Source organism: Algoriphagus halophilus (genome assembly GCF_041729275.1).
In the GTDB taxonomy this organism is placed as follows: Bacteria; Bacteroidota; Bacteroidia; order Cytophagales; family Cyclobacteriaceae; genus Algoriphagus; species Algoriphagus halophilus_A.
Genome location: NZ_CP146486.1, coordinates 3,980,716 through 3,999,425 on the forward strand (window position 1 = coordinate 3,980,716; position 18,710 = coordinate 3,999,425).

Annotated in this window: 11 protein-coding genes, 5 pseudogenes and 1 riboswitch; of the genes and pseudogenes, 10 read left to right on the forward strand and 6 right to left on the reverse strand. The window is 39.6% G+C overall.

What is annotated here, in order from left to right; all coding sequences use genetic code 11:
• Together V8V91_RS21390 and V8V91_RS21395 are read right to left on the reverse strand one after the other, a co-directional pair.
• Positions 1-1,026 (reverse strand): annotated as a pseudogene (locus V8V91_RS21390) (iron chelate uptake ABC transporter family permease subunit).
• Positions 1,016-2,161, reverse strand: a complete 1,146-nt coding sequence (locus V8V91_RS21395) for an ABC transporter substrate-binding protein (RefSeq protein ID WP_373397121.1) — start codon at positions 2,159-2,161, stop codon at positions 1,016-1,018. Before V8V91_RS21395 ends, V8V91_RS21390 begins: the two are co-directional and overlap by 11 nt.
• Positions 2,162-2,259: 98 nt before the next feature.
• Positions 2,260-2,477: riboswitch (cobalamin riboswitch) on the forward strand.
• A 16-nt stretch (positions 2,478-2,493) separates the two neighbouring features.
• Here V8V91_RS21395 and V8V91_RS21400 point away from each other — a divergent pair.
• Genes V8V91_RS21400 through V8V91_RS21415 form a run of 4 tightly spaced genes read left to right on the forward strand, consistent with a single transcriptional unit; the run spans position 2,494 to position 5,511 of the window.
• Positions 2,494-4,464, forward strand: a complete 1,971-nt coding sequence (locus V8V91_RS21400) for a TonB-dependent receptor (protein ID WP_373397122.1) — start codon at positions 2,494-2,496, stop codon at positions 4,462-4,464.
• A complete protein-coding gene (locus V8V91_RS21405) occupies positions 4,461-4,646 on the forward strand; it encodes a hypothetical protein (protein WP_373397123.1) in 186 nt (61 codons plus the stop codon). Before V8V91_RS21400 ends, V8V91_RS21405 begins: the two co-directional genes overlap by 4 nt.
• The gene (locus tag V8V91_RS21410) at positions 4,643-4,834 is read left to right on the forward strand and encodes a hypothetical protein (RefSeq protein WP_373397124.1); all 192 of its coding nucleotides are present in this window, start codon (positions 4,643-4,645) and stop codon (positions 4,832-4,834) included. Before V8V91_RS21405 ends, V8V91_RS21410 begins: the two co-directional genes overlap by 4 nt.
• Positions 4,828-5,511, forward strand: coding sequence for a YncE family protein (locus V8V91_RS21415; RefSeq protein WP_373397125.1), 684 nt, complete (start codon positions 4,828-4,830; stop codon positions 5,509-5,511). Before V8V91_RS21410 ends, V8V91_RS21415 begins: the two co-directional genes overlap by 7 nt.
• 53 nt (positions 5,512-5,564) lie before the next feature.
• Here the strand turns inward: V8V91_RS21415 and V8V91_RS21420 are convergent, their stop codons facing one another.
• Together V8V91_RS21420 and V8V91_RS21425 are read right to left on the reverse strand one after the other, a co-directional pair.
• Positions 5,565-5,978 carry a nucleotidyltransferase substrate binding protein gene (locus tag V8V91_RS21420; protein ID WP_373397126.1) on the reverse strand — a complete coding sequence of 138 codons (414 nt, stop codon included), beginning with the start codon at positions 5,976-5,978 and terminating at the stop codon, positions 5,565-5,567.
• A gap of 95 nt (positions 5,979-6,073) precedes the next feature.
• A pseudogene (locus tag V8V91_RS21425) lies at positions 6,074-7,242 on the reverse strand (S1C family serine protease).
• A 498-nt stretch (positions 7,243-7,740) separates the two neighbouring features.
• Here V8V91_RS21425 and V8V91_RS21430 point away from each other — a divergent pair.
• The 5 genes and pseudogenes from V8V91_RS21430 to V8V91_RS21450 all read left to right on the forward strand — a co-directional run bounded on the left by V8V91_RS21430 (position 7,741) and on the right by V8V91_RS21450 (position 15,307).
• The gene (locus V8V91_RS21430) at positions 7,741-8,907 is read left to right on the forward strand and encodes a 1-deoxy-D-xylulose-5-phosphate reductoisomerase (RefSeq protein WP_373397128.1); all 1,167 of its coding nucleotides are present in this window, start codon (positions 7,741-7,743) and stop codon (positions 8,905-8,907) included.
• Positions 8,907-10,225: pseudogene (rseP, locus tag V8V91_RS21435) on the forward strand (RIP metalloprotease RseP). The gene V8V91_RS21430 and the pseudogene rseP overlap by 1 nt, the downstream one beginning before the upstream one ends.
• 343 nt (positions 10,226-10,568) lie before the next feature.
• Positions 10,569-13,012 (forward strand): annotated as a pseudogene (gene lon, locus V8V91_RS21440) (endopeptidase La).
• Positions 13,013-13,143: 131 nt separating this feature from the next.
• A pseudogene (gene hslU / locus V8V91_RS21445) lies at positions 13,144-14,537 on the forward strand (ATP-dependent protease ATPase subunit HslU).
• Positions 14,538-14,572: 35 nt separating this feature from the next.
• Entirely contained in the window at positions 14,573-15,307 is a 735-nt protein-coding gene (locus V8V91_RS21450) for an SDR family NAD(P)-dependent oxidoreductase (protein WP_373397129.1), read from the forward strand.
• A gap of 8 nt (positions 15,308-15,315) precedes the next feature.
• On the opposite strand, the gene V8V91_RS21455 is transcribed toward V8V91_RS21450, so the two are convergent.
• Complete coding sequence (locus V8V91_RS21455; protein WP_373397130.1) at positions 15,316-15,792, reverse strand: histidine phosphatase family protein; 477 nt, start codon at positions 15,790-15,792, stop codon at positions 15,316-15,318.
• Between the two features lie 88 nt (positions 15,793-15,880).
• Between V8V91_RS21455 and V8V91_RS21460 the strand changes: the two genes are divergently transcribed.
• Entirely contained in the window at positions 15,881-16,072 is a 192-nt protein-coding gene (locus tag V8V91_RS21460) for a cold-shock protein (RefSeq protein WP_074222999.1), read from the forward strand.
• A gap of 60 nt (positions 16,073-16,132) precedes the next feature.
• Here the strand turns inward: V8V91_RS21460 and V8V91_RS21465 are convergent, their stop codons facing one another.
• Positions 16,133-18,658 carry a mechanosensitive ion channel domain-containing protein gene (locus V8V91_RS21465; protein ID WP_373397131.1) on the reverse strand — a complete coding sequence of 842 codons (2,526 nt, stop codon included), beginning with the start codon at positions 18,656-18,658 and terminating at the stop codon, positions 16,133-16,135.
• Between the last annotated feature and the right edge of the window lie 52 nt (positions 18,659-18,710).

The window sequence follows — 18,710 nt, forward strand, 5'->3', positions numbered from 1 at the left end:
TCAGAATTCTTTACTGAAGTTTTTCCTCAATACCAAGCTGATGACGATCGGTGCACCGATTAAGGAAGTTACGGCATTAATGGGTAGGGTCTGGGCAGAGCCAGGTAATTGACCAATCGCATCACAGATCAATAATAAAATACCGCCCATCAATGCAGCAGCAGGAAATAGAATTCGGTGATCTGCCGTCTTCCAAATCATTCTGGCTACATGAGGTACTGCAATTCCTATAAAAGCGATAGGACCACAAAATGCGGTCACACTCCCAGCCAATAATCCTGTACTTAGAATCATCAACCAGCGAAGTGGGTGGGGTTGATTCCCATGCTTTTGGCATAACTTTCTCCCAAGAGCATGGCATTATAGGATTTTATTGAAATAATCATGGGGATCACTCCCAGGGTAATCACCAAGCCTAAGACCAAAATTTGATTCCATACCAACCCGCCTAGGCTTCCCATGGACCATACGGTAAAGAGTTTCAAAGCTTCTGCACCTGAAAAGTAGGAAAGGACAGAAATGATCGCTGATACCGCAGAGCCAAACATCAAGCCTACAATCAATAGGGTCATGCTGTCTTTAATTCTCCAAGCAACTAAACTTACGATAACCAATACCAAGGCGGCTCCTAGAGTGCCGGCTATCACTGTTGCCCAAGGACTGATCGCTGTTCCCAATCCTAATCCGAAAGCGGAACTTGCCAGAATCAAAATGGCAACCCCTAAACCAGCTCCTGAACTGATTCTAAAACATAGGGGCCTGCAAGTGGATTTCTAAAAAAGTTTGCATTTGCAGTCCACTGATACTCAGTCCAATTCCAGCTAAAATCGCAAGGATAGCCTTAGGCAACCTGTAGTAGAGAATAATCTGTTCATAAGATGTCTTTTCCCATTCGCCGGTAAAAAAACCTTGAATAATCTCTGAAACAGGAATACTTACTGATCCCAGACTGACATTCAATAGAAAGCAGCAAACTAGGAAGGCAAAAGCCCCGAAAATAAATGTAACAGACCGGTTATTTTTCATGAAGTTGTTCATAAAAATACAACTCATAGTCAGGAAGTAACTTAGGATGAAGGATTTTAATCAAATCTTTTAAGATTAAATCAGGTCTCATATAACCCAATTCAAAATATTCCAACCCTCCTGTTTCACCTCTTTTATGAGTGTAGGAATATACGTTTCCTAACTTCCATGCTTCAAATGCCTTGTATCTCGGTTCAGCTTCCCCCATTGCTTGAATGGATGAGAAATCAGCAGTGCCAATCCAATAAGTACATTTTATGGCCTGATCCAATACAAATTCATAGTTAAGTTGTACACTACCAGTACCTTCTTGATCTTCAAAAACATACTTCCCTCCAGCGTTATCAAGGATTTTTGCCCCCCAACTATCTCTTCCAGGTGCATACCAAATATCTTGGTACATTACTCCACTTAGGACGGATGGTTTTGTTGATTCAGGGATGGATGTTGCAAGTTTTTCAGCTTCCAAGTAGGATTGTTCAACTTGCTCGAATTGAGCTTTTGCGGCCTCATATTTTCCGAGGAGGATTCCAGTAAATTTAATCCATTCAGCTCTTCCCAAGGGGTGTTGCTCCACATATTCACCATTGATGACTGCAGGAATACCAGCTGATTTCAGAACCTCCAAATAGCGAAGATCATCCCCAAGTGTGGAGACCATGATCCAATTTGGATCCGTGTCAATGATAAGTTCAGTATTGGCTGAGGCTCCAGCGCCTAAATCTATGATTTCACCTTCTTTGATCCGGTCTCTTGTAATTGGCGAGGAAATCAAATCCAAGTTGGGGAAACCGATCAATTTTTTGGTTTCATTGAGCAGATCCAAATGTGGGATTTGAGTCGTAGAAGTAAGAATTACTTTTTGGATTGGAAGCTGAATGGTTGCATCAAAATCCCCAATAGGAGGTAATGTATTTTCTTCTAGAATCAGATAGGAAAAAGTTTCTTGAGCACCCGTCCAAGGCTTCAAAACTTTCACGATCCAAAATCCATCTCCTTGCTCCAAAGAGAATCCATTGGCATAAATAGGACTGATTTTTTTAGTTTCAATTTCTTGGATTTGTTCTTTTCTTTGGCAAGAAAAGACATTGATAATCAGTAGGGTTAAGAAGAAAATTTTAAAAATTTTATTCATTGGAGCTTGGTGCAATTCAAGTTCCAAAGTAAGTGTCAGATTTTTCTAGTTCCAAAAAAAGAATTTCAGACTACTTTTTTTTGAATAGAAACCCCGCTATGTTTGCAGCCGAAATAGGTTCCTGAATTCGATGTCGGATTTTGGATTAAAAGGGAATCCGGTGAAATACCGGAGCTGTCCCCGCAACTGTAAGCCCACGTAGGAATTTCCCTACAAAAGATTTTGTCAACCCTCGCCATTGGTCTCTACTGTAAAGACTGAGAAGGCAGGCAAAATTGGGTAAGCCAGGAGACCTGCCATTTCGATGATTCTGTGCTTTCGGAGGAAAAGCAATGAAGGATGCACCAATTCCCGAAACAGGTATGCTGATTTGGGAAAGATTCATTACTTCTATTTTCTCTTCAAGCCCGAGTCGAAAGACATTCAGTTTATTTCGATCAGGCATGATTTTGTTTTTGTGGGTAGTTTCATTTTTCGGGGTACACCCGATTGTCCAGGATACAGTGGTATTGGCTGAAGTAGAAATCTATGCCCCTGCCATTGATCGATTTGCTCATGGACAAAAATTGCAAAATTGGGATAAATCCCAACTTGAAACTTACCAAGGAAGATCCTTAGCTGATTTGCTTCAGGAACAATCACCCGTATTTGTGCGGCAATACGGGGCAGGGATGCTGGCATCTCCCTCTTTCAGAGGGACCTCTGCAGGTCATACTGCCTTATTTTGGAATGGTCTCCCCATCAATAGTCCATCCTTGGGGCAAAGTGATTTGTCTATTTTACCTGTTGCTGCTGTTGATCAGGTGAATTTGCAGTTTGGGAATGCCGGAGCATTGTTTGGGAATGAGGCCATCGGGGGAAGTTTGCATTTGCAGACCAAGCCCAAATTCTCGGATGGATTTCATGTTGGTTTAACGCAACAATTTGGAAGCTTTGGAACATTCAATTCGTATTTGGAAGGGGAGTATTCCAATTCCACGATCAGTTCATCTACCCGAATCTATAGGGAGTTTTCAAAAAATAATTTTCCTTACAAAGACTTGGGGCAAATAGGAACTCCTGAGGTAAATCAGGATCATGCACAATTTGAACAAGTAGGATTGGTGCAGGATTTCGCCTGGAATGTCACCGATAATTCACAACTCAAAGCTGCAGTTTGGTACAATCAAACCGATAGGGAAATTCAAGCAGTGATGGGATCCACTTCCCATGATCTTCAGGAGGATAAAAGTTTCAAAGCAGTTTTGGATTATTACAAGTTTGGCAATCAATCAGTTTGGGATTTCAAAACTGGTCTAGTGAAAGATGATTTGCTATTCAATGGAAGTCTTAGTCAAACGAGGCAATACTTTCTGGGAACAGATTGGGATAGGACATTTTCCGATGTGTGGACAATTAGAGCAGGCGTTCGATTTACCTACATCCAAGCAGATTTGAGTTCCTACAGCACCAGTGACCAGAGAATAGAAGCCTATCAATCGGCAAATTACCAGTTCAATGACAGGTTAAGCTTTTCACTGAACCTCCGTGAATTTGTATATCAAGATCAATTTGCCCCATTTACTCCTAACCTTGGAATGGACTGGGAGCTATTGAAAAAGGAACATCAACAACTCTTACTAAAGTCATCCATTGGTAAAGGCTTCAAGGTACCTACACTCAATGATCGATTTTGGGAACCTGGCGGGAATCCTGATTTATTGCCTGAAGAAAGCTGGAACGGAGAAGTAGGCTTGGATTGGAGGCGAGAAGGGAATGTAAACTGGCGAAATGGCTTGACTTACTTTAGAATGAGTGTGGACAATTGGATTATCTGGTTACCACAGGGGGCTGTTTGGACTCCTGAAAATATCAAGCATGTCAGCAACCAGGGAATAGAGTATTTGGGAGAAGTTTCCGGGGAAATTTATGGCTGGAAATGGATAGGAAATTGGTCCTATAACTGGAGCAGGGCCATTACTACTCAAGGAATTGGAGAGACTGACCCGGCTATCGGGAAGCAACTTCCTTATACACCAAGACACCAAGCGAATGCAAAGTTAACCTTATTGAAAAATGGGTTCTCTGCTTTCTTGGGGACTTTTTATGTGGGGGAGAGAGCCATCACTGCGGATAATCCTCGACTGATGTCCTCTTACCAATTGTTCCACGCAGGTCTTGCTTTCCAAAATATCAAATGGAAAGAGATTTCAGTGCCTATCAGCTTTCAAATCAATAATTTATTCAATACTGAGTACCAAGTGCTCTATCTCCGTGCGATGCCGGGAAGGTCTTTTCAATTTAATTTATCAATAAACTTATGAAGTTAAAATTCAACCAACTATTTGGAGCTTTTGCGCTCAGTTTGCTTCTTTTTGCGTGTAATGATTCAGATCCCGAACAACCATTAGGGGCCTATGAACAAGGTATTTTAATTATGAATGAGGGAATTTTGGGACAAATGACGGAGAAGTTTATCATTTGGACCCAAGCACAGAAACCTTGACACCTACAATTTTTGAAGCTGAAAATTTTAGACCATTTGCAGGTTTGTTGGAAGATATGGTTCCTGCAAATGACAATTTGTATTTAGTAGCAAATACAGGGAAAGTAGAAATTGTTGATGCTGGAACTTTTAAAAGTGTCGGGGCGATATCAGGGGTTTTGACCAACCTCGTTCCCTGGCCGTGGTAGGGAGTAAACTCTTTATTTCTGATTATGGGCCATATGATGCCTCGTATGCCACTCCAGATTCATATGTCGCGGTAGTGGATGGTTTAAATGGAGGAGTTGTTTCCAAAAAAATTGAAGTGTCCAATAAGCCTGAGGACCTATTTGCCTATGGGAAGTATGTGTTTGTGGCAGGTTCCGAAGAAGGGAAAGTTGAAATTATTGATGCCGAAAAAGAAGAAGTGATCAAAACTTTGGAGGTGGATGGACATCCAGCACAGTTCTTTGAGGACAATGGTACCCTTTGGCTATATTCTACCGGTTCAGATGAGGTTTATTTCCAATCTTTTCATTTGGATAATTTGACTAAGGCCACCACCAATGCGCTTCCGGTTGCCAATGCCACAGGAAGAATTGCTTTTGGAAATGATCATGTGTTTTACCTGATTACCAGTACTGGATGGCCTGATTATGAGGACGGGGTATCCAGAGTTTCTGTATTGGGCCCCGAATTGGATCTAGATTGGATAACTGGATCTGGATTTTACGGGATAGGATTTGATCAAGTTCGAAATGAGCTTTATCTCTCCAATTCCAATGGTTTTCAAGGAAATGGTTCGGTAACAGTATATGATGAAGAAGGTACTGAAATCAGGAATTTTGAAGTAGGAAGAGGTCCTTCCGGATTCCTTTTTTATTAATATATCTAGCAAATAAAAACAAAGGCAGTGATTCAGTCACTGCCTTTGTTTTTTTAGTTGAGCTTGTCACTCATTACATCCTCAAATTTCTCCAACATATGAATGTATTTATGTTGAATGTTATCCAAGAATTTATCTTGGGTATCAATGGCATAAACAGGATTATACTGTATCCTATCTATCACAATATCTAGCCAGGCTTTTCCATCATCTATTAGATCTGCATGGAAGGCTTCAGCCGTCAAGTCTCGGGATCCGGAAAAGGGACCTTTCCCTTGTTTTTCAAAATATTTGGTCATGACTTTAAGGGCAAGCTCATGGGCCACTTCAAAATTAATGATCAACTCACGCGCTTGGAATTCATTTAATCCGATTTTTCTGGCTCTTTGAATATAGGAGCGAAGGTCTTCCAAAGCTACTTGGTATTCCTCTAAGCATTGCTCGCAAGTTTGAGGTAAGGTCTTCATGGGCGTTACTTTTAATTAAGATACTAAATTTAAGAGATGCTCCCTAAGGCATAAAGAGAATTTTAAATAATCTTTTTGCCCTAGGGAGCGCCCAATTACCTGATGGTATAGCTCTGCATAAAAGGTTGACCACTGGTAGCTACCCCTTCCAGCAAAAGTTTTCCACTATATTCTTCTAAAAACTTACCTACTATTTTTGGATCTCTGGCAGGTTCACGATTGATCTGAGTAATAATGAAGCCTTCGCGAAGTCCCAAATCCCTCAAGTAGCCTCTGGTCATTCCGGTCAATTTAATGCCATATTCTATTCCCATTTTATCTTTTTCAATGGTATTGACGGCTTCCAATTTAGCGCCTAGTAAGGCAGAGCTATAGTATTCTCTTTTGATAATGCCACTTCCACCTTCCAGGTTTTGGAGTGTTAACTGAACGGTTTCTGGAGATCCATTTCGGAAAAAAGTCACTGGTAATTTCTGCCCTGGGTAATAATAGGAAAGTGCTTCTTCAAAGCTACCCATCCCGGTGATTTCCTGATCTCCTAGTTGCGTAATCACATCGCTTCTTTGTAGTCCAGCTTCTTCCGCTGCTCCGTTTCTTACTACATGCGTGACGATCACACCATCCAAGGTTTTGATATTCATTTCCTCTGCAAGTTCGGGAGTGATTTCCACGGCTTCAATACCTGGAATTGCTTTTTGTACTTCCCCATATTGAATCAGATCATTAGATACTTTCATGGCAATATCTACTGGTACTGCAAAGCCGTATCCGGTATAAGACCCCGTTCTGGAGAGAATGGCTGTATTGATTCCTACGAGCTCGCCATTCACGTTGACCAAAGCTCCCCTGAGTTACCGGGGTTAATAGGGGCATCAGTTTGTATAAAGCTTTCCAATGGAAAATCACCTCCCAAAATATTGATCTGACGTTCCTTCGCAGATACGATTCCGGCGGTAACGGTAGAGGTCAAATTGAACGGATTTCCTACAGCCAACACCCATTCCCCGATTTTCAGATCTCGGCTTTTTCCTCTTTTAATAGCAGGAAGTCCTTCTGCATCAATTTTTAAAACGGCGATGTCTGTATTTTTATCCGTACCGACCAGTCTGGCTTTATAAGTTTTCTTTTGATGGATCACTTCAATGGTTTCTGCTCGGTCTATGACATGGTTATTGGTAACTATGTATCCATCGTCAGAAATAATCACTCCTGAACCGGAGCTTACCTGTTGGGATGGTCCTGAGCCAAAGAAATAATCAAACATACTGTAACGTCTTGGATCTGTACCAGAGAAATTTTTGATAAAGACGACTGATTGAGTACTATTTTCGGAAGCCTCTACAAATGATGTAGGAGGGAGTCTGGTAGCGTCCGATTGGGTGAGTAATCGGAAGCAAAACTCATTTGTTCCATCTTTGGAGATGGGGTAGGTAGTACCTGATCTTTGGAATCTGAAAAACTGAGAGTTGTCCAAATTGCTGCACCAGCTAATCCGGAGAGAAAAGGTAAACCAATTGTTTTAATAAGACTTTTCATAGAATTTCATTTATCAAGTTGACGAGATGAAGAAAAATCAGTTAGCTGCCTTCACATATTTTAAGAAAAGGTGCGATAGTTGTAACGAAATCGAGCAAAAATCAGCCCATCCAATAAAAACTGACGATATGTACAAGGAAAAGTCTGGGCATCTTGTAATTTTGTCAGCTAATTGAGAAAACGTTCGATACGATCCGAAGGTTTATTGCTCAAAATCCCAAATTGAATGACAGAACAAAAGCGCGTAGCCATCTTAGGTAGTACCGGAAGTATCGGAACTCAAACTTTGGAGGTAATTCGCCAACATTCTTCAGACTTCCAAGTCGAAGTCCTTACCGCTCAAAATAATGCAGGTTTGTTGATCCAGCAAGCTTTGGAGTTTAATCCAAATGCTGTGGTGATTGGGAACGAAGCCCATTATGCGCAGGTAAGAGATGCATTAATTCCGAAGGATATCAAAGTATTTGCCGGCCAAAAAGCAATTGCGCAGGTGATGGAAATGGAAACCATTGATGTAGTTTTGACTGCTTTGGTAGGCTATTCTGGTTTGATACCTACGATCCATGCTATCAAAGCGGGGAAACAAATTGCCCTGGCCAATAAGGAAACCATGGTGGTTGCTGGAGAAATTATCACAGCTTTAGCGAAAGAATACAGGGTAAATATCTATCCTGTAGATTCCGAGCATTCTGCAATATTCCAATGTTTGGTAGGAGAGTTTCATAATCCTATAGAGAAAATCATTCTTACCGCTTCAGGAGGACCATTTAGAGGAAAGGACAGAACATTTTTGGAAACCGTGACCAAAGCGCAGGCTTTAAAGCATCCTAATTGGGAGATGGGGGCTAAGATCACCATAGATTCTGCCTCATTGATGAATAAAGGCTTGGAGGTAATTGAAGCAAAATGGCTTTTTGGTCTGAGAACTGATCAGATTGAAGTGATTGTACATCCACAAAGTATCATACATTCTTTGGTACAATTTGAAGACGGATCATTAAAAGCGCAACTCGGCTTGCCGGATATGCGTATTCCCATACAGTTCGCCCTGAGTTTCCCGGATAGATTGAAAAGTGATTTTGAGCGATTTGATTTTATGAATTATCCTCAATTGACCTTTGAGAAACCGGATATTGAGACTTTTCAAAATCTTCAATTGGCCTATGACGCGTTGGCAAAAGGAGGAAATGCTCCTTGTATCTTGAATGCAGCAAACGAGGTGGCCGTAGATGCATTTCTAAAAGAAGAGGTAGGATTTTTGGAAATGTCTGACCTGATAGGGGAGACACTTTCCAAAACAGAGTTTATCTTACAGCCGAATCTGGATGATTATGTGGAGACAGATCGTAGGGCTAGAGAAATTACAGAACAATTAATTAAGCGTAAAGTATAATGGATACATTAATAATGGTGGGCCAACTGGTGCTGGGATTATCCATCCTAGTAGGTTTACATGAGTTGGGACACTTGCTCACTGCCAAAATGTTTGGTATGAGAGTGGAGAAATTTTCAATAGGATTTCCACCAAAAATTGCTGGATTTCAATGGGGAGAAACGGAATATTCCATAGGGGCTATTCCATTGGGAGGATTTGTGAAAATCTCTGGGATGGTAGATGAGTCCATGGATACAGAGCAGATGGCTGCAGAGCCTCAACCATGGGAATTTAGATCCAAGCCCGCTTGGCAACGATTGATTGTGATGCTAGGGGGATTATCGTCAACGTAATCACCGGAGTCCTCATATTTTTTGTGATGGTGTATAATAATGGAGAAACTTATTTCTCCAGAGATCAAGTGGTGGAAAATGGGATTGTTGCCAGAGAAATTGCACAATCCATTGGATTAAAAACGGGAGATAAAATTCTAGATCTCAGCGGACAGCCATACACCAGCATCAATGATTTAAGTAGTGGTTCAGCCTTGTTGGAAGAGAATGGGTATTATACAGTGGATAGAAATGGTGAGATACTAAAAATCGAGATTCCTCGTGGTTTCATTAATTCATTCAACAAAAAGGAAGCGCTTGATGAATTTGTAGACATCCGATATCCATTCCAATTGTCAGTGATTGATAAGGGTGGTGCTGCTGAGAAAGCTGGAATTACCTCTGAGGATAAAATATTGGCAATCAATGGAAAGCAAGTGACTTATTTTGATGAGTTACAATCTGCCTTGGCTGATGCGAAAAGTAAAAATGCCGACATCACTTTATTACGCAATGGGGATACTACTCATACCAGTGTTGAGGTAACTGATCGAGGAACCATTGATATTGCGGTAACTGCATTAATAGAGCCAGTAAGAAGAAGTTATGGATTAGGAGAAGCCTTTATGAAAGGATCAGAGCGTGCATTTACAGTAGTGATTGTCAATGCAAAAGCTTTGGGTAAAATGTTTACAGGAGAAGTGTCTGCCAAAAATGTAAGTGGACCGATCGGCATGGCAAAGATTTATGGAGATACTTGGGATTGGACCAAATTCTGGACCATTACTGGATTAATTTCCATGTTGTTAGCCTTTATGAACCTATTGCCAATTCCGGCTTTGGATGGGGGACACGTGATGTTTTTATTGTATGAAATGATTTCTGGAAGAGCTCCATCTGATAAGTTTTTGGAAAATGCCCAAAAAGTAGGGATGGTTATCCTCTTGGCATTAATGGTATTCGCCATTGGAAATGATGTGCTGAAATTATTTACAGGAGGGTGATTTTCCACAATTGAAAGAATTATCAAACCGGGTCAATTGGCCCGGTTTTGTTTTATGTACCTATTGATTTACCACAATTATGATTCTTTAAAAACGAAATCTGAAAGTGGCATTTCTTTGAGGAGTTATTAGTTGTAATACACAATTTCATTTAACCAGAATTTTAAATCCATATTTTGGATGTTCCTATCACTTCTGTCTGCCATTTTGACCATTTCAACCTTTGGCATACCCCTTGACCTTTTAGGAAGAACCTTCGCTATTGGAAGGTTCTTCTTTTATTTTAGCTAAATCCTGACAGTCAGTCTGTCATAATGTCTATATGAGTCAATTCGAAAAGTCCATGTTTCAAAATTTAATGGTAGGGGAATTTGCAGGTGAGGGAGATCTGATACAGTTGATCACCGAAGATGAAAATGAGGAGCAGGGAACTGAATCTTATGGGGAGGATCTCCCGATCTTATCCGTTCGAAATACGGTGCTCTTTCCTGGTGTGGTAATACCCATTACCGTAGGAAGGCAACGATCGATTCGTTTGGTGAAAAAAGCCCAGAAAGGAGATAAAATGATTGGGGTTTGCGCTCAAATCAATCCAAACAATGATGATCCTTCATGGGACGATATTTACCAAGTGGGAACCCTTGCAAAGATCATTAAGATGATTGTGCTTCCTGATGGAAATACCACCATTATCATTCAAGGCAAGAAACGATTTAAGATCAAAGAACAGATTACAGATGATCCATACTTCATGGCGAAAGTGGATTACCTGGATGAAAATTTCCCAAAAAGCTCAAAGAAGATCAAAGCATTGGAGGAATCCCTGAAAGATGCGGCAACTCGGATTCTACATCTCAATCCAGAGATCCCTAGAGAGGCTCAGGTGGCGTTGGATAATATAGACAATACCCCGTTTTTGACTCATTTCCTATCTTCTAATATCAATGCACCTGTTGAATCTAAACAGCGCTTATTAGAAATCAATGATGGGGTAGATAGGGCAACTTTGCTTTTGGAGTTTATGATGAAAGACATCCAGATGTTGGAGTTGAAATCAGAGATCCAGAAGAAAGTTCATACAGATATTGATCAGCAGCAGCGGGATTACTTTCTCCGTCAACAAATGAAAGTGCTTCAAACTGAGTTGGGAGAAGAAGGCCCGAAAAAGAAGTAGAAGATTTACGTGCGAGGGGTGCTTTGAAAAATTGGCCGGAAGAGGTGAAAAAACATTTTGAAAAGGAATTGGACAAAATCCTTAGAATCAACCCTTCCGCTGCAGAATATCCCATTGCACTCAATTATGCTGAGACCATGGTAGAGTTACCTTGGAATGAATTTACCCAAGATAACTTCGATCTCAAACATGCCAAAGCTATTTTGGATAATGATCATTTCGGACTGGAAAAAGTCAAAGAAAGGATTATTGAATATTTGGCAGTGCTTAAACTGAAGAATGATTTAAAAGGACCGATTTTATGTTTATACGGCCCTCCAGGAGTAGGGAAAACTTCATTAGGCAAATCCATTGCGGCAGCATTGGGAAGAAAATACGTTAGAATGTCCCTAGGAGGTCTTCATGATGAGGCTGAAATCCGTGGACATAGAAAAACTTATGTTGGAGCGATGCCTGGTAAGATCATCCAAAATATGAAGAAGGTGAAAATTTCTAATCCGGTGTATGTGCTGGATGAAATTGACAAACTGTCTTCAGACTTCAGGGGAGATCCTTCTTCAGCATTTCTGGAGGTGTTGGATCCAGAGCAAAATAGTACCTTCTTAGATAACTATCTAGAAGTAGAATATGACTTGAGTAAGGTATTATTCATAGCTACGGCGAATTCTTTGGAAAGTATTCAACCTGCCTTGAGAGACCGGATGGAGATCATCGAGGTGACCGGTTATACCCAAGAGGAGAAAGTAGAGATAGCGAAACGCCATTTGGTACCAAAACAAAGGAAAGAACATGGTTTGAAGTCCAAGCAAGTGACTTTTGAAAAAGCTGCTTTGGTGAAAATCATTGAGGATTATACCCGTGAATCGGGAGTAAGAGGCTTGGAAAGAGCGATTGGTAAAGTGGTGAGAAATGTTGCCAAATCCATCGCAATGGAAGAGGAGTATGATACCAAAATTACCAAGGAAGCCGTTAGAAAGATCTTAGGTTCAGAAATTTTTGATAAAGAAATTTATCAAGACAATTCAGTCGCAGGGGTAGTTACAGGCTTGGCATGGACCAGTGTTGGAGGTGAAATCCTATTTATTGAATCCAGCTTGAGTAGAGGAAAGGGTAAATTGACACTTTCTGGTCAGTTAGGAGATGTAATGAAAGAGTCAGCGATGACCGCATTGTCTTATTTGAAGTCCCAAGCAGAAAATTTAGGGATAGATCACCGGGTCTTCGATCAGTATGACCTCCATATCCACGTTCCTGCTGGTGCAGTTCCTAAGGATGGACCTTCGGCAGGGATTACCATGTTGACAGCCATGGCTTCAGTCTACACCCAAAGAAAAGTGAAGGCCAAAGTCGCAATGACAGGGGAGATTAGCCTGATAGGTAAAGTGATGCCTGTTGGAGGAATCAAGGAGAAAATCCTGGCAGCTAAAAGAGCTGGAATCAAAGAGATTATTCTTTGTAAAAAGAATAGGAGAGATATTGAAGAAATTGATGCTCAATATGTCAAAGGCATTGAATTTCATTTTGTAGAGCGTGTCGATGAGGTATTGGAAATTGCTTTATTGAAATCAAAAGTGGATAGAGCAATAAAATTCAATCTCGAACCAGAAAAATAAATTTAAAGTATGGAAGAGTGTTGCATAGAATTCAATGCATGCTCTTTTAAAACCATATCTAAAATCAACGGCTTGCCAAATCTTGATTTTGTAATAGGCTAAATCAAGGACAAGTCTTTTAACGAAAGAAAATGGAGCATATCATTTCACTTACTCCTAGACAAATAGTCTCTGAGTTGGATAAATATATTATAGGTCAGCACGATGCGAAAAGGAATGTGGCGATTGCCTTGAGAAACAGAATTCGTCGTTTGATGGTGAAATCTGAAATTCAAAAGGATATCGTGCCTAATAATATTCTCATGATCGGTTCTACCGGTGTGGGTAAAACGGAAATTGCTAGAAGACTTGCAAAAGTGGCCAATGCACCTTTTACAAAAGTAGAGGCCTCTAAATTTACGGAAGTAGGTTATGTAGGTCGAGATGTGGAAAGCATGGTAAGAGACTTAGTGGAACAGTCTGTAGCCTTGGTAAGGGAAGTCAAAAATGAAGCGGTGAAGGTAAAAGCTGCTGAGGCAGTAGAAGAACTTATCTTGGATATATTGATTCCACCTGTAAAAAGTGCTGGGTTTACGAGAAATTCGATTCCTGCTGATACGGACTCTGAGCCAAGCAATGATGCTGAATTAAATGAAAGGACTCGAGAGCGTTTTCGTGAGAAGCTTAGAAATGGGGAATTGGATGATCGGAAGATTGAAATCAATGTAAAGGCATCTTCTCCTGTGGGAATAGGAATGATTGGGAATGGAATGATGGATGATGCCAGCATGGCTGGACTTCAGGACATGATTTCAGGAATGATGCCTAAGAAAACCAAAAAAGAAAATTGAGTATTTCTGAGGCGAGAAAAGTATTGTTGGAAGAAGAAGCTTCCAAGCTGATCGATTTTGATGAAGTGAAAGAAGAAGCGATTAAGCTGGCAGAAAACAATGGGATCATATTCATTGACGAAATCGATAAGATTGCTTCAAAATCCGGTAAAAACGGTGGAGGTCCAGATGTGAGTAGAGAAGGTGTTCAAAGAGATTTGTTACCTATCGTTGAAGGGTCTTCTGTAAATACCAAATATGGGGTGATCAATACAGATCATATCCTTTTTATAGCTGCAGGAGCATTTCACGTAGCAAAACCTTCAGACCTCATTCCGGAGCTTCAGGGGAGATTCCCAATTAGGGTAGAATTACAAAGTTTGACACAGGAAGATTTTTCTAGAATTCTTAGAGAACCAAAAAATGCATTGACTAAGCAATACCAAGCTTTGTTTGAGGCCGAAAATGTGTTTTTGGAATTCAATGATGAGTCTATTGAAGAAATTGCGAGGTTAGCTTTTTTGATCAATCAGGAAGTTGAGAATATAGGTGCTAGAAGGCTTCATACAGTAATGAGTCATTTATTAAATGATTTTCTGTTTGATGTGCCTGATACCATTGAAGCCAATTCAAGAATTATGATCACAAAGGAAATGGTTCAGGAACGTCTTACCACCTTGGTGAAAAACAGGGACTTATCCCAATACATCTTATAAGTGAAAAAAGGGCATTATTTTAGTGCCCTTTTTTTATGTCAAAATCACTACTCATAATTACAGGCCATAGTCAGGGCTTAGGACGTGCCATCCTAGATCATTACTTAGGGAATCATTCTTTTCAGATCATAGCGATTTCCAGGACAAAGTTAGATATCGATTCACCCAACCTTCAGCAAATCAGTATGGACCTTTCAGAGCTTGACGTTTTGGAAAGGCAATTGCCAGATATTTTTCCGCAAGTTGAATTTGATAAGATTATTCTTTTGAACAATGCGGGCTGGATTGGTCAAATCAAACCAATAGGCAATCTTGGTCCAAAAGAGATGAGGGTACAAGTAAACCTGAATTTATTAGGGCCAATGTATTTGACAAATGCTTTTATCAAGAGGTATAAGGAGACAGATTCAGAAAAGATTGTTTGTAATATTAGCTCTGGGGCTGCAAGTAGGGTAGTGGAAGGTTGGAGTGGCTATTGCAGTACCAAGGCTGCATTATCCATGTTTACACTAGTTGCAGCGAAGGAAAACAAGTCGAAAAATTTTCATTTTTATAGTTTGGCTCCTGGGATTGTTGATACTGGGATGCAAGGAAAAATTAGAGAGTCAAATGAATCTGACTTTCCTGAAGTTGAAAAATTCAAAGCCTTTAAAGAAGAAGGTAAGCTGGTTAGCCCAAAGGAAGTAGCAGAAAAAATTGCGTATTTATTTGATCACACAGAGCTGTTTAATGAGGTGATCCAGGATGTTCGAACGTTTGAAATCAGTTGACCTTCATTTTAGGATAGTCCACAAACCAAACTTTCGCATTTTTTTGAGACTTTTTCCCATTCATCTGTGTCAAAGGTAAAGCCATATTGACCCGATGTAGGAAGGTTGTCAATCCTTCCACCCAGCAAATAGATTAATTCGTTGAGACCAGGGTTATGTCCGAAAAGCAGGATCGTTTGATGACTGTCCTTTTGATGATGAATAATTTTTAGGATTTTATCGGGACTGGCGTGATACAGGTGTTCATCGGCAAGAATATTTTTTTTAGGATACCCAAAAACTTCAGCAGTCAGCGCTGCGGTAGCCATAGCCCGAGTCGCTGAAGAGCTTAAAAACAGGTCAGGTTCAATGTTTCGGGCCTTTAATCTATCCGCCATCATGGGGACATCCCTTAATCCACGTTCTGCTAAGGGTCTGTTGTGATCTGCTAAAAATGGCTTATCCCATGCTGATTTTCCATGTCTTACCAAAATAATTTTCTTCATTTGCTCAAATAAAAAATGATTGTTTTGTTTTTTTTCAGGTAATATTTACATTTAGCGTACTTTCAATTACAATTTATCAAAATTTATTATGTTTACCGGAACAGTAAAATTTTACAACGAAGCCAAGGGTTTCGGATTTATCGTTGATGACGAAACTCAAAGCGAAATCTTCGTTCATGCAACCGGGCTTATCGACAAAGTAGCTCAAAACGACAAAGTGACTTACGATGTCAAGGATGGCAAAAAAGGACCAAACGCAATTAATGTAAAAATCGCTTAATTGCTGATTTTGAAATTATAGTGTTATGAAACCCCTGTGAATTCCTCTCAGGGGCTTTTTTTATTCTTCTGGATTTTCCGAATCAGGTTTTTCCAAACCATCTCCAGGTTTAGAAACTTTTTCTTTCCATATCTCTGGGAGACTTTTGATATACAAGTCCCGCTGAGGGAAAGGGATTTCTATATTGTTCTCTGCAAATGATTCAAATATTGCAGACATGACTTCTGCGCGCATTTGAATCCAGATATCCATGCTTTCTACCCAAAATAAAACTCTGAAATCTACAGAATTGTCATTGAACGTTTGCATCAGCACTTGTGGAGCGGGTACTTTCATGACCTTGTCCCGTTCCAATACTCCTTCGATCACTGACTTTACCAATTTCATGTCAGAGCCATATCCCACTCCTATGATCAATTCTACTCTTCTCTTCTTGTCAGATAATGTCCAGTTAATAAGACTTTGAGATAATAAATCTCCATTAGGAATGACAATTTCAGACCCATCATAGGCTCGGATTTTACTAGCTCTAATCCCCACATCTTTCACTGTTCCAGCATTGGTTCCTACTTCAATTTCATCTCCAATTTGAATGGGCCGTTCAAAGGCCAGGATAATTCCGGAAACCAAATTGTTGATGATAGTTTGTAAACCAAAACCAATACCTACAGATAAGGCGCCTAATACAATCGCGATGCTGTCTAAGGGGATTTTGGCAGCAGTGGCTCCAATAAAGAAACCTACTAATAGCACCCCTAATCTAATAAGGAGGACAGAGCTACCTAACCGCTGCTTTCTAGTCAAAGAAGTTTTTTGGTCCTGCATGGTAGCGAAATAGGCAATGTTGTTTGCTAAGAATATGGAGATGTAAATAATGATGATGAATAGTAGAATACTTCCATATTGGAAATTGGTATCACCTAAAACCCTGTCCTCAAGTAAAAAACTACTTACTACTTCATAGATATGATCAAAGTAGCCCAAATGCCAAATTACTCCATACAACCAGATGGTGGATGTGAAAAAGATCAAAAAGCCTTTCATTCTCTTTTGAAGGTCTTGAAAATCAAAGAATGAGGTGAACCCATTGGAGCCTTTTTTATTGTATTCTGTAAAAAGGTAAACCGCCTCCATGGTCACCATGATAAATAGAAATAAACCAACAGCTCTATAAAAATTGATTACCCCAGTGACAGCAAAGGTTTTCGAGAGATTGAACCTACCAAAGACATTAAGAATAAAACTGCATAATTGAAAGACGATAAGAAATATAGAAGCACTTCTGAGGAAAATAGAACCAGTGAAGTTTTTATGTTTTAAATCTCTCAAAGTGAGGATTCCCATCGCCAGAAATAAAATTGAATTGAGGAGGATAAACCATCGTTCTTGATAGGCTATTCTCCATTGAAGACCACTGAGAGCAATAAGTATATATGCAGGGAAAAAAGTTAACCAATAGCGATGAAATTTACTCCCAAATTGCTGCTTAACCAGGAACGTCGAGCCAATTGCCAGTAAAAGAGAGAGAATGGAAACAAAAATAAGAGGTGGATTTTTAAAAATAATTAAGCTGAAAGGCATGATCAAAATGATCGTAGAAGCCAACGTGTATTTTCTAAAATATTTTACCCTGTCCAAGATCAATGAAGCGAATTCATTTTCATTGGAAATTTTAGATACAATCCTTTTAATTTTTAGAAATACCGCAACTATGACGGCGAGTACAAGAAAAATAGATATATAATGTCTCCCAAAATAAAGGACAATTATAAGCAAATTGACCAAACTAGACTGCTTGGTTATCTCCATAAAAGTGATGGATTTCTCGAAGTTGGAAGGTTCCCAAATAAAATTGATCTCTTTCCCTAAAGCTTCCTTTTCAAGCCGTTTTTGGTTTTCAGTAATGAACTGCCTCATTTCCATAAGTGAAATGGCGTTTTCACTTGCACTAGCTTGAAACTTTACCAAGGAGATTTCTGAATAGAGAAAAATACTGTCTACACTCCTTAAAGATTTTTTCAGAGAGTTCAGTTCAGAATTAATGATAGGTGCAAGAGTCGTGTCTTTTAGTGATAGGTTAAATAAGCTATCACTTTTTATTTCAATAAGTTTATTTCCAATTTCATTGTAGACCTTTACTCTTTCATTGATATTATTTGCATGCTTTTGGTTTTCTTCATTGACTGTTCTGACTAGATTATCTAAACCCTTTAAATACCTTAGATTAATATAGTTTTTATTCTCAGAAATACTTTGTTTGATCATTTCAGTGAAGGTTTTGATCGTAGGTAATTCTTTGCTGATTTCTGTGGTATCGAGGTTGTCGCCTAACTCCAGTTTTATTTCACTTAAGGAAATAGCGTGCTGTTGTGCTTTATTGATTACCCGGGTTAAAATTGAACCAACTGATATATTGGTTTTTACGCCGATTTTTGTTGAATCCGAAGTAATAAATAGACTATCTAATGTTACTTCTTGGGAAAGTAATTCATTACTAATGCTGTCTGAAACCAATAAGTTTTGTTGCGCATGTAAGATCGGGAGATAACATACTATAAATAGTAATAGAGCAATGAGGCGTTTCATAGAGAAAAGTTTCAAATTCAATATAGAAATAATATGGATTTCCTGCTTAGTG

Bases quoted from the DNA above. Each gene is read 5' to 3' on its own strand.
- V8V91_RS21395 (WP_373397121.1), bottom strand. From the start codon at position 2,161: ATGAATAAAATTTTTAAAATTTTCTTCTTAACCCTACTGATTATCAAT.
- V8V91_RS21400 (WP_373397122.1), top strand. From the start codon at position 2,494: ATGAAGGATGCACCAATTCCCGAAACAGGTATGCTGATTTGGGAAAGA.
- V8V91_RS21405 (WP_373397123.1), top strand. From the start codon at position 4,461: ATGAAGTTAAAATTCAACCAACTATTTGGAGCTTTTGCGCTCAGTTTG.
- V8V91_RS21420 (WP_373397126.1), bottom strand. From the start codon at position 5,978: ATGAAGACCTTACCTCAAACTTGCGAGCAATGCTTAGAGGAATACCAA.
- V8V91_RS21430 (WP_373397128.1), top strand. From the start codon at position 7,741: ATGACAGAACAAAAGCGCGTAGCCATCTTAGGTAGTACCGGAAGTATC.
- V8V91_RS21450 (WP_373397129.1), top strand. From the start codon at position 14,573: ATGTCAAAATCACTACTCATAATTACAGGCCATAGTCAGGGCTTAGGA.
- V8V91_RS21455 (WP_373397130.1), bottom strand. From the start codon at position 15,792: ATGAAGAAAATTATTTTGGTAAGACATGGAAAATCAGCATGGGATAAG.
- V8V91_RS21460 (WP_074222999.1), top strand. From the start codon at position 15,881: ATGTTTACCGGAACAGTAAAATTTTACAACGAAGCCAAGGGTTTCGGA.
- V8V91_RS21465 (WP_373397131.1), bottom strand. From the start codon at position 18,658: ATGAAACGCCTCATTGCTCTATTACTATTTATAGTATGTTATCTCCCG.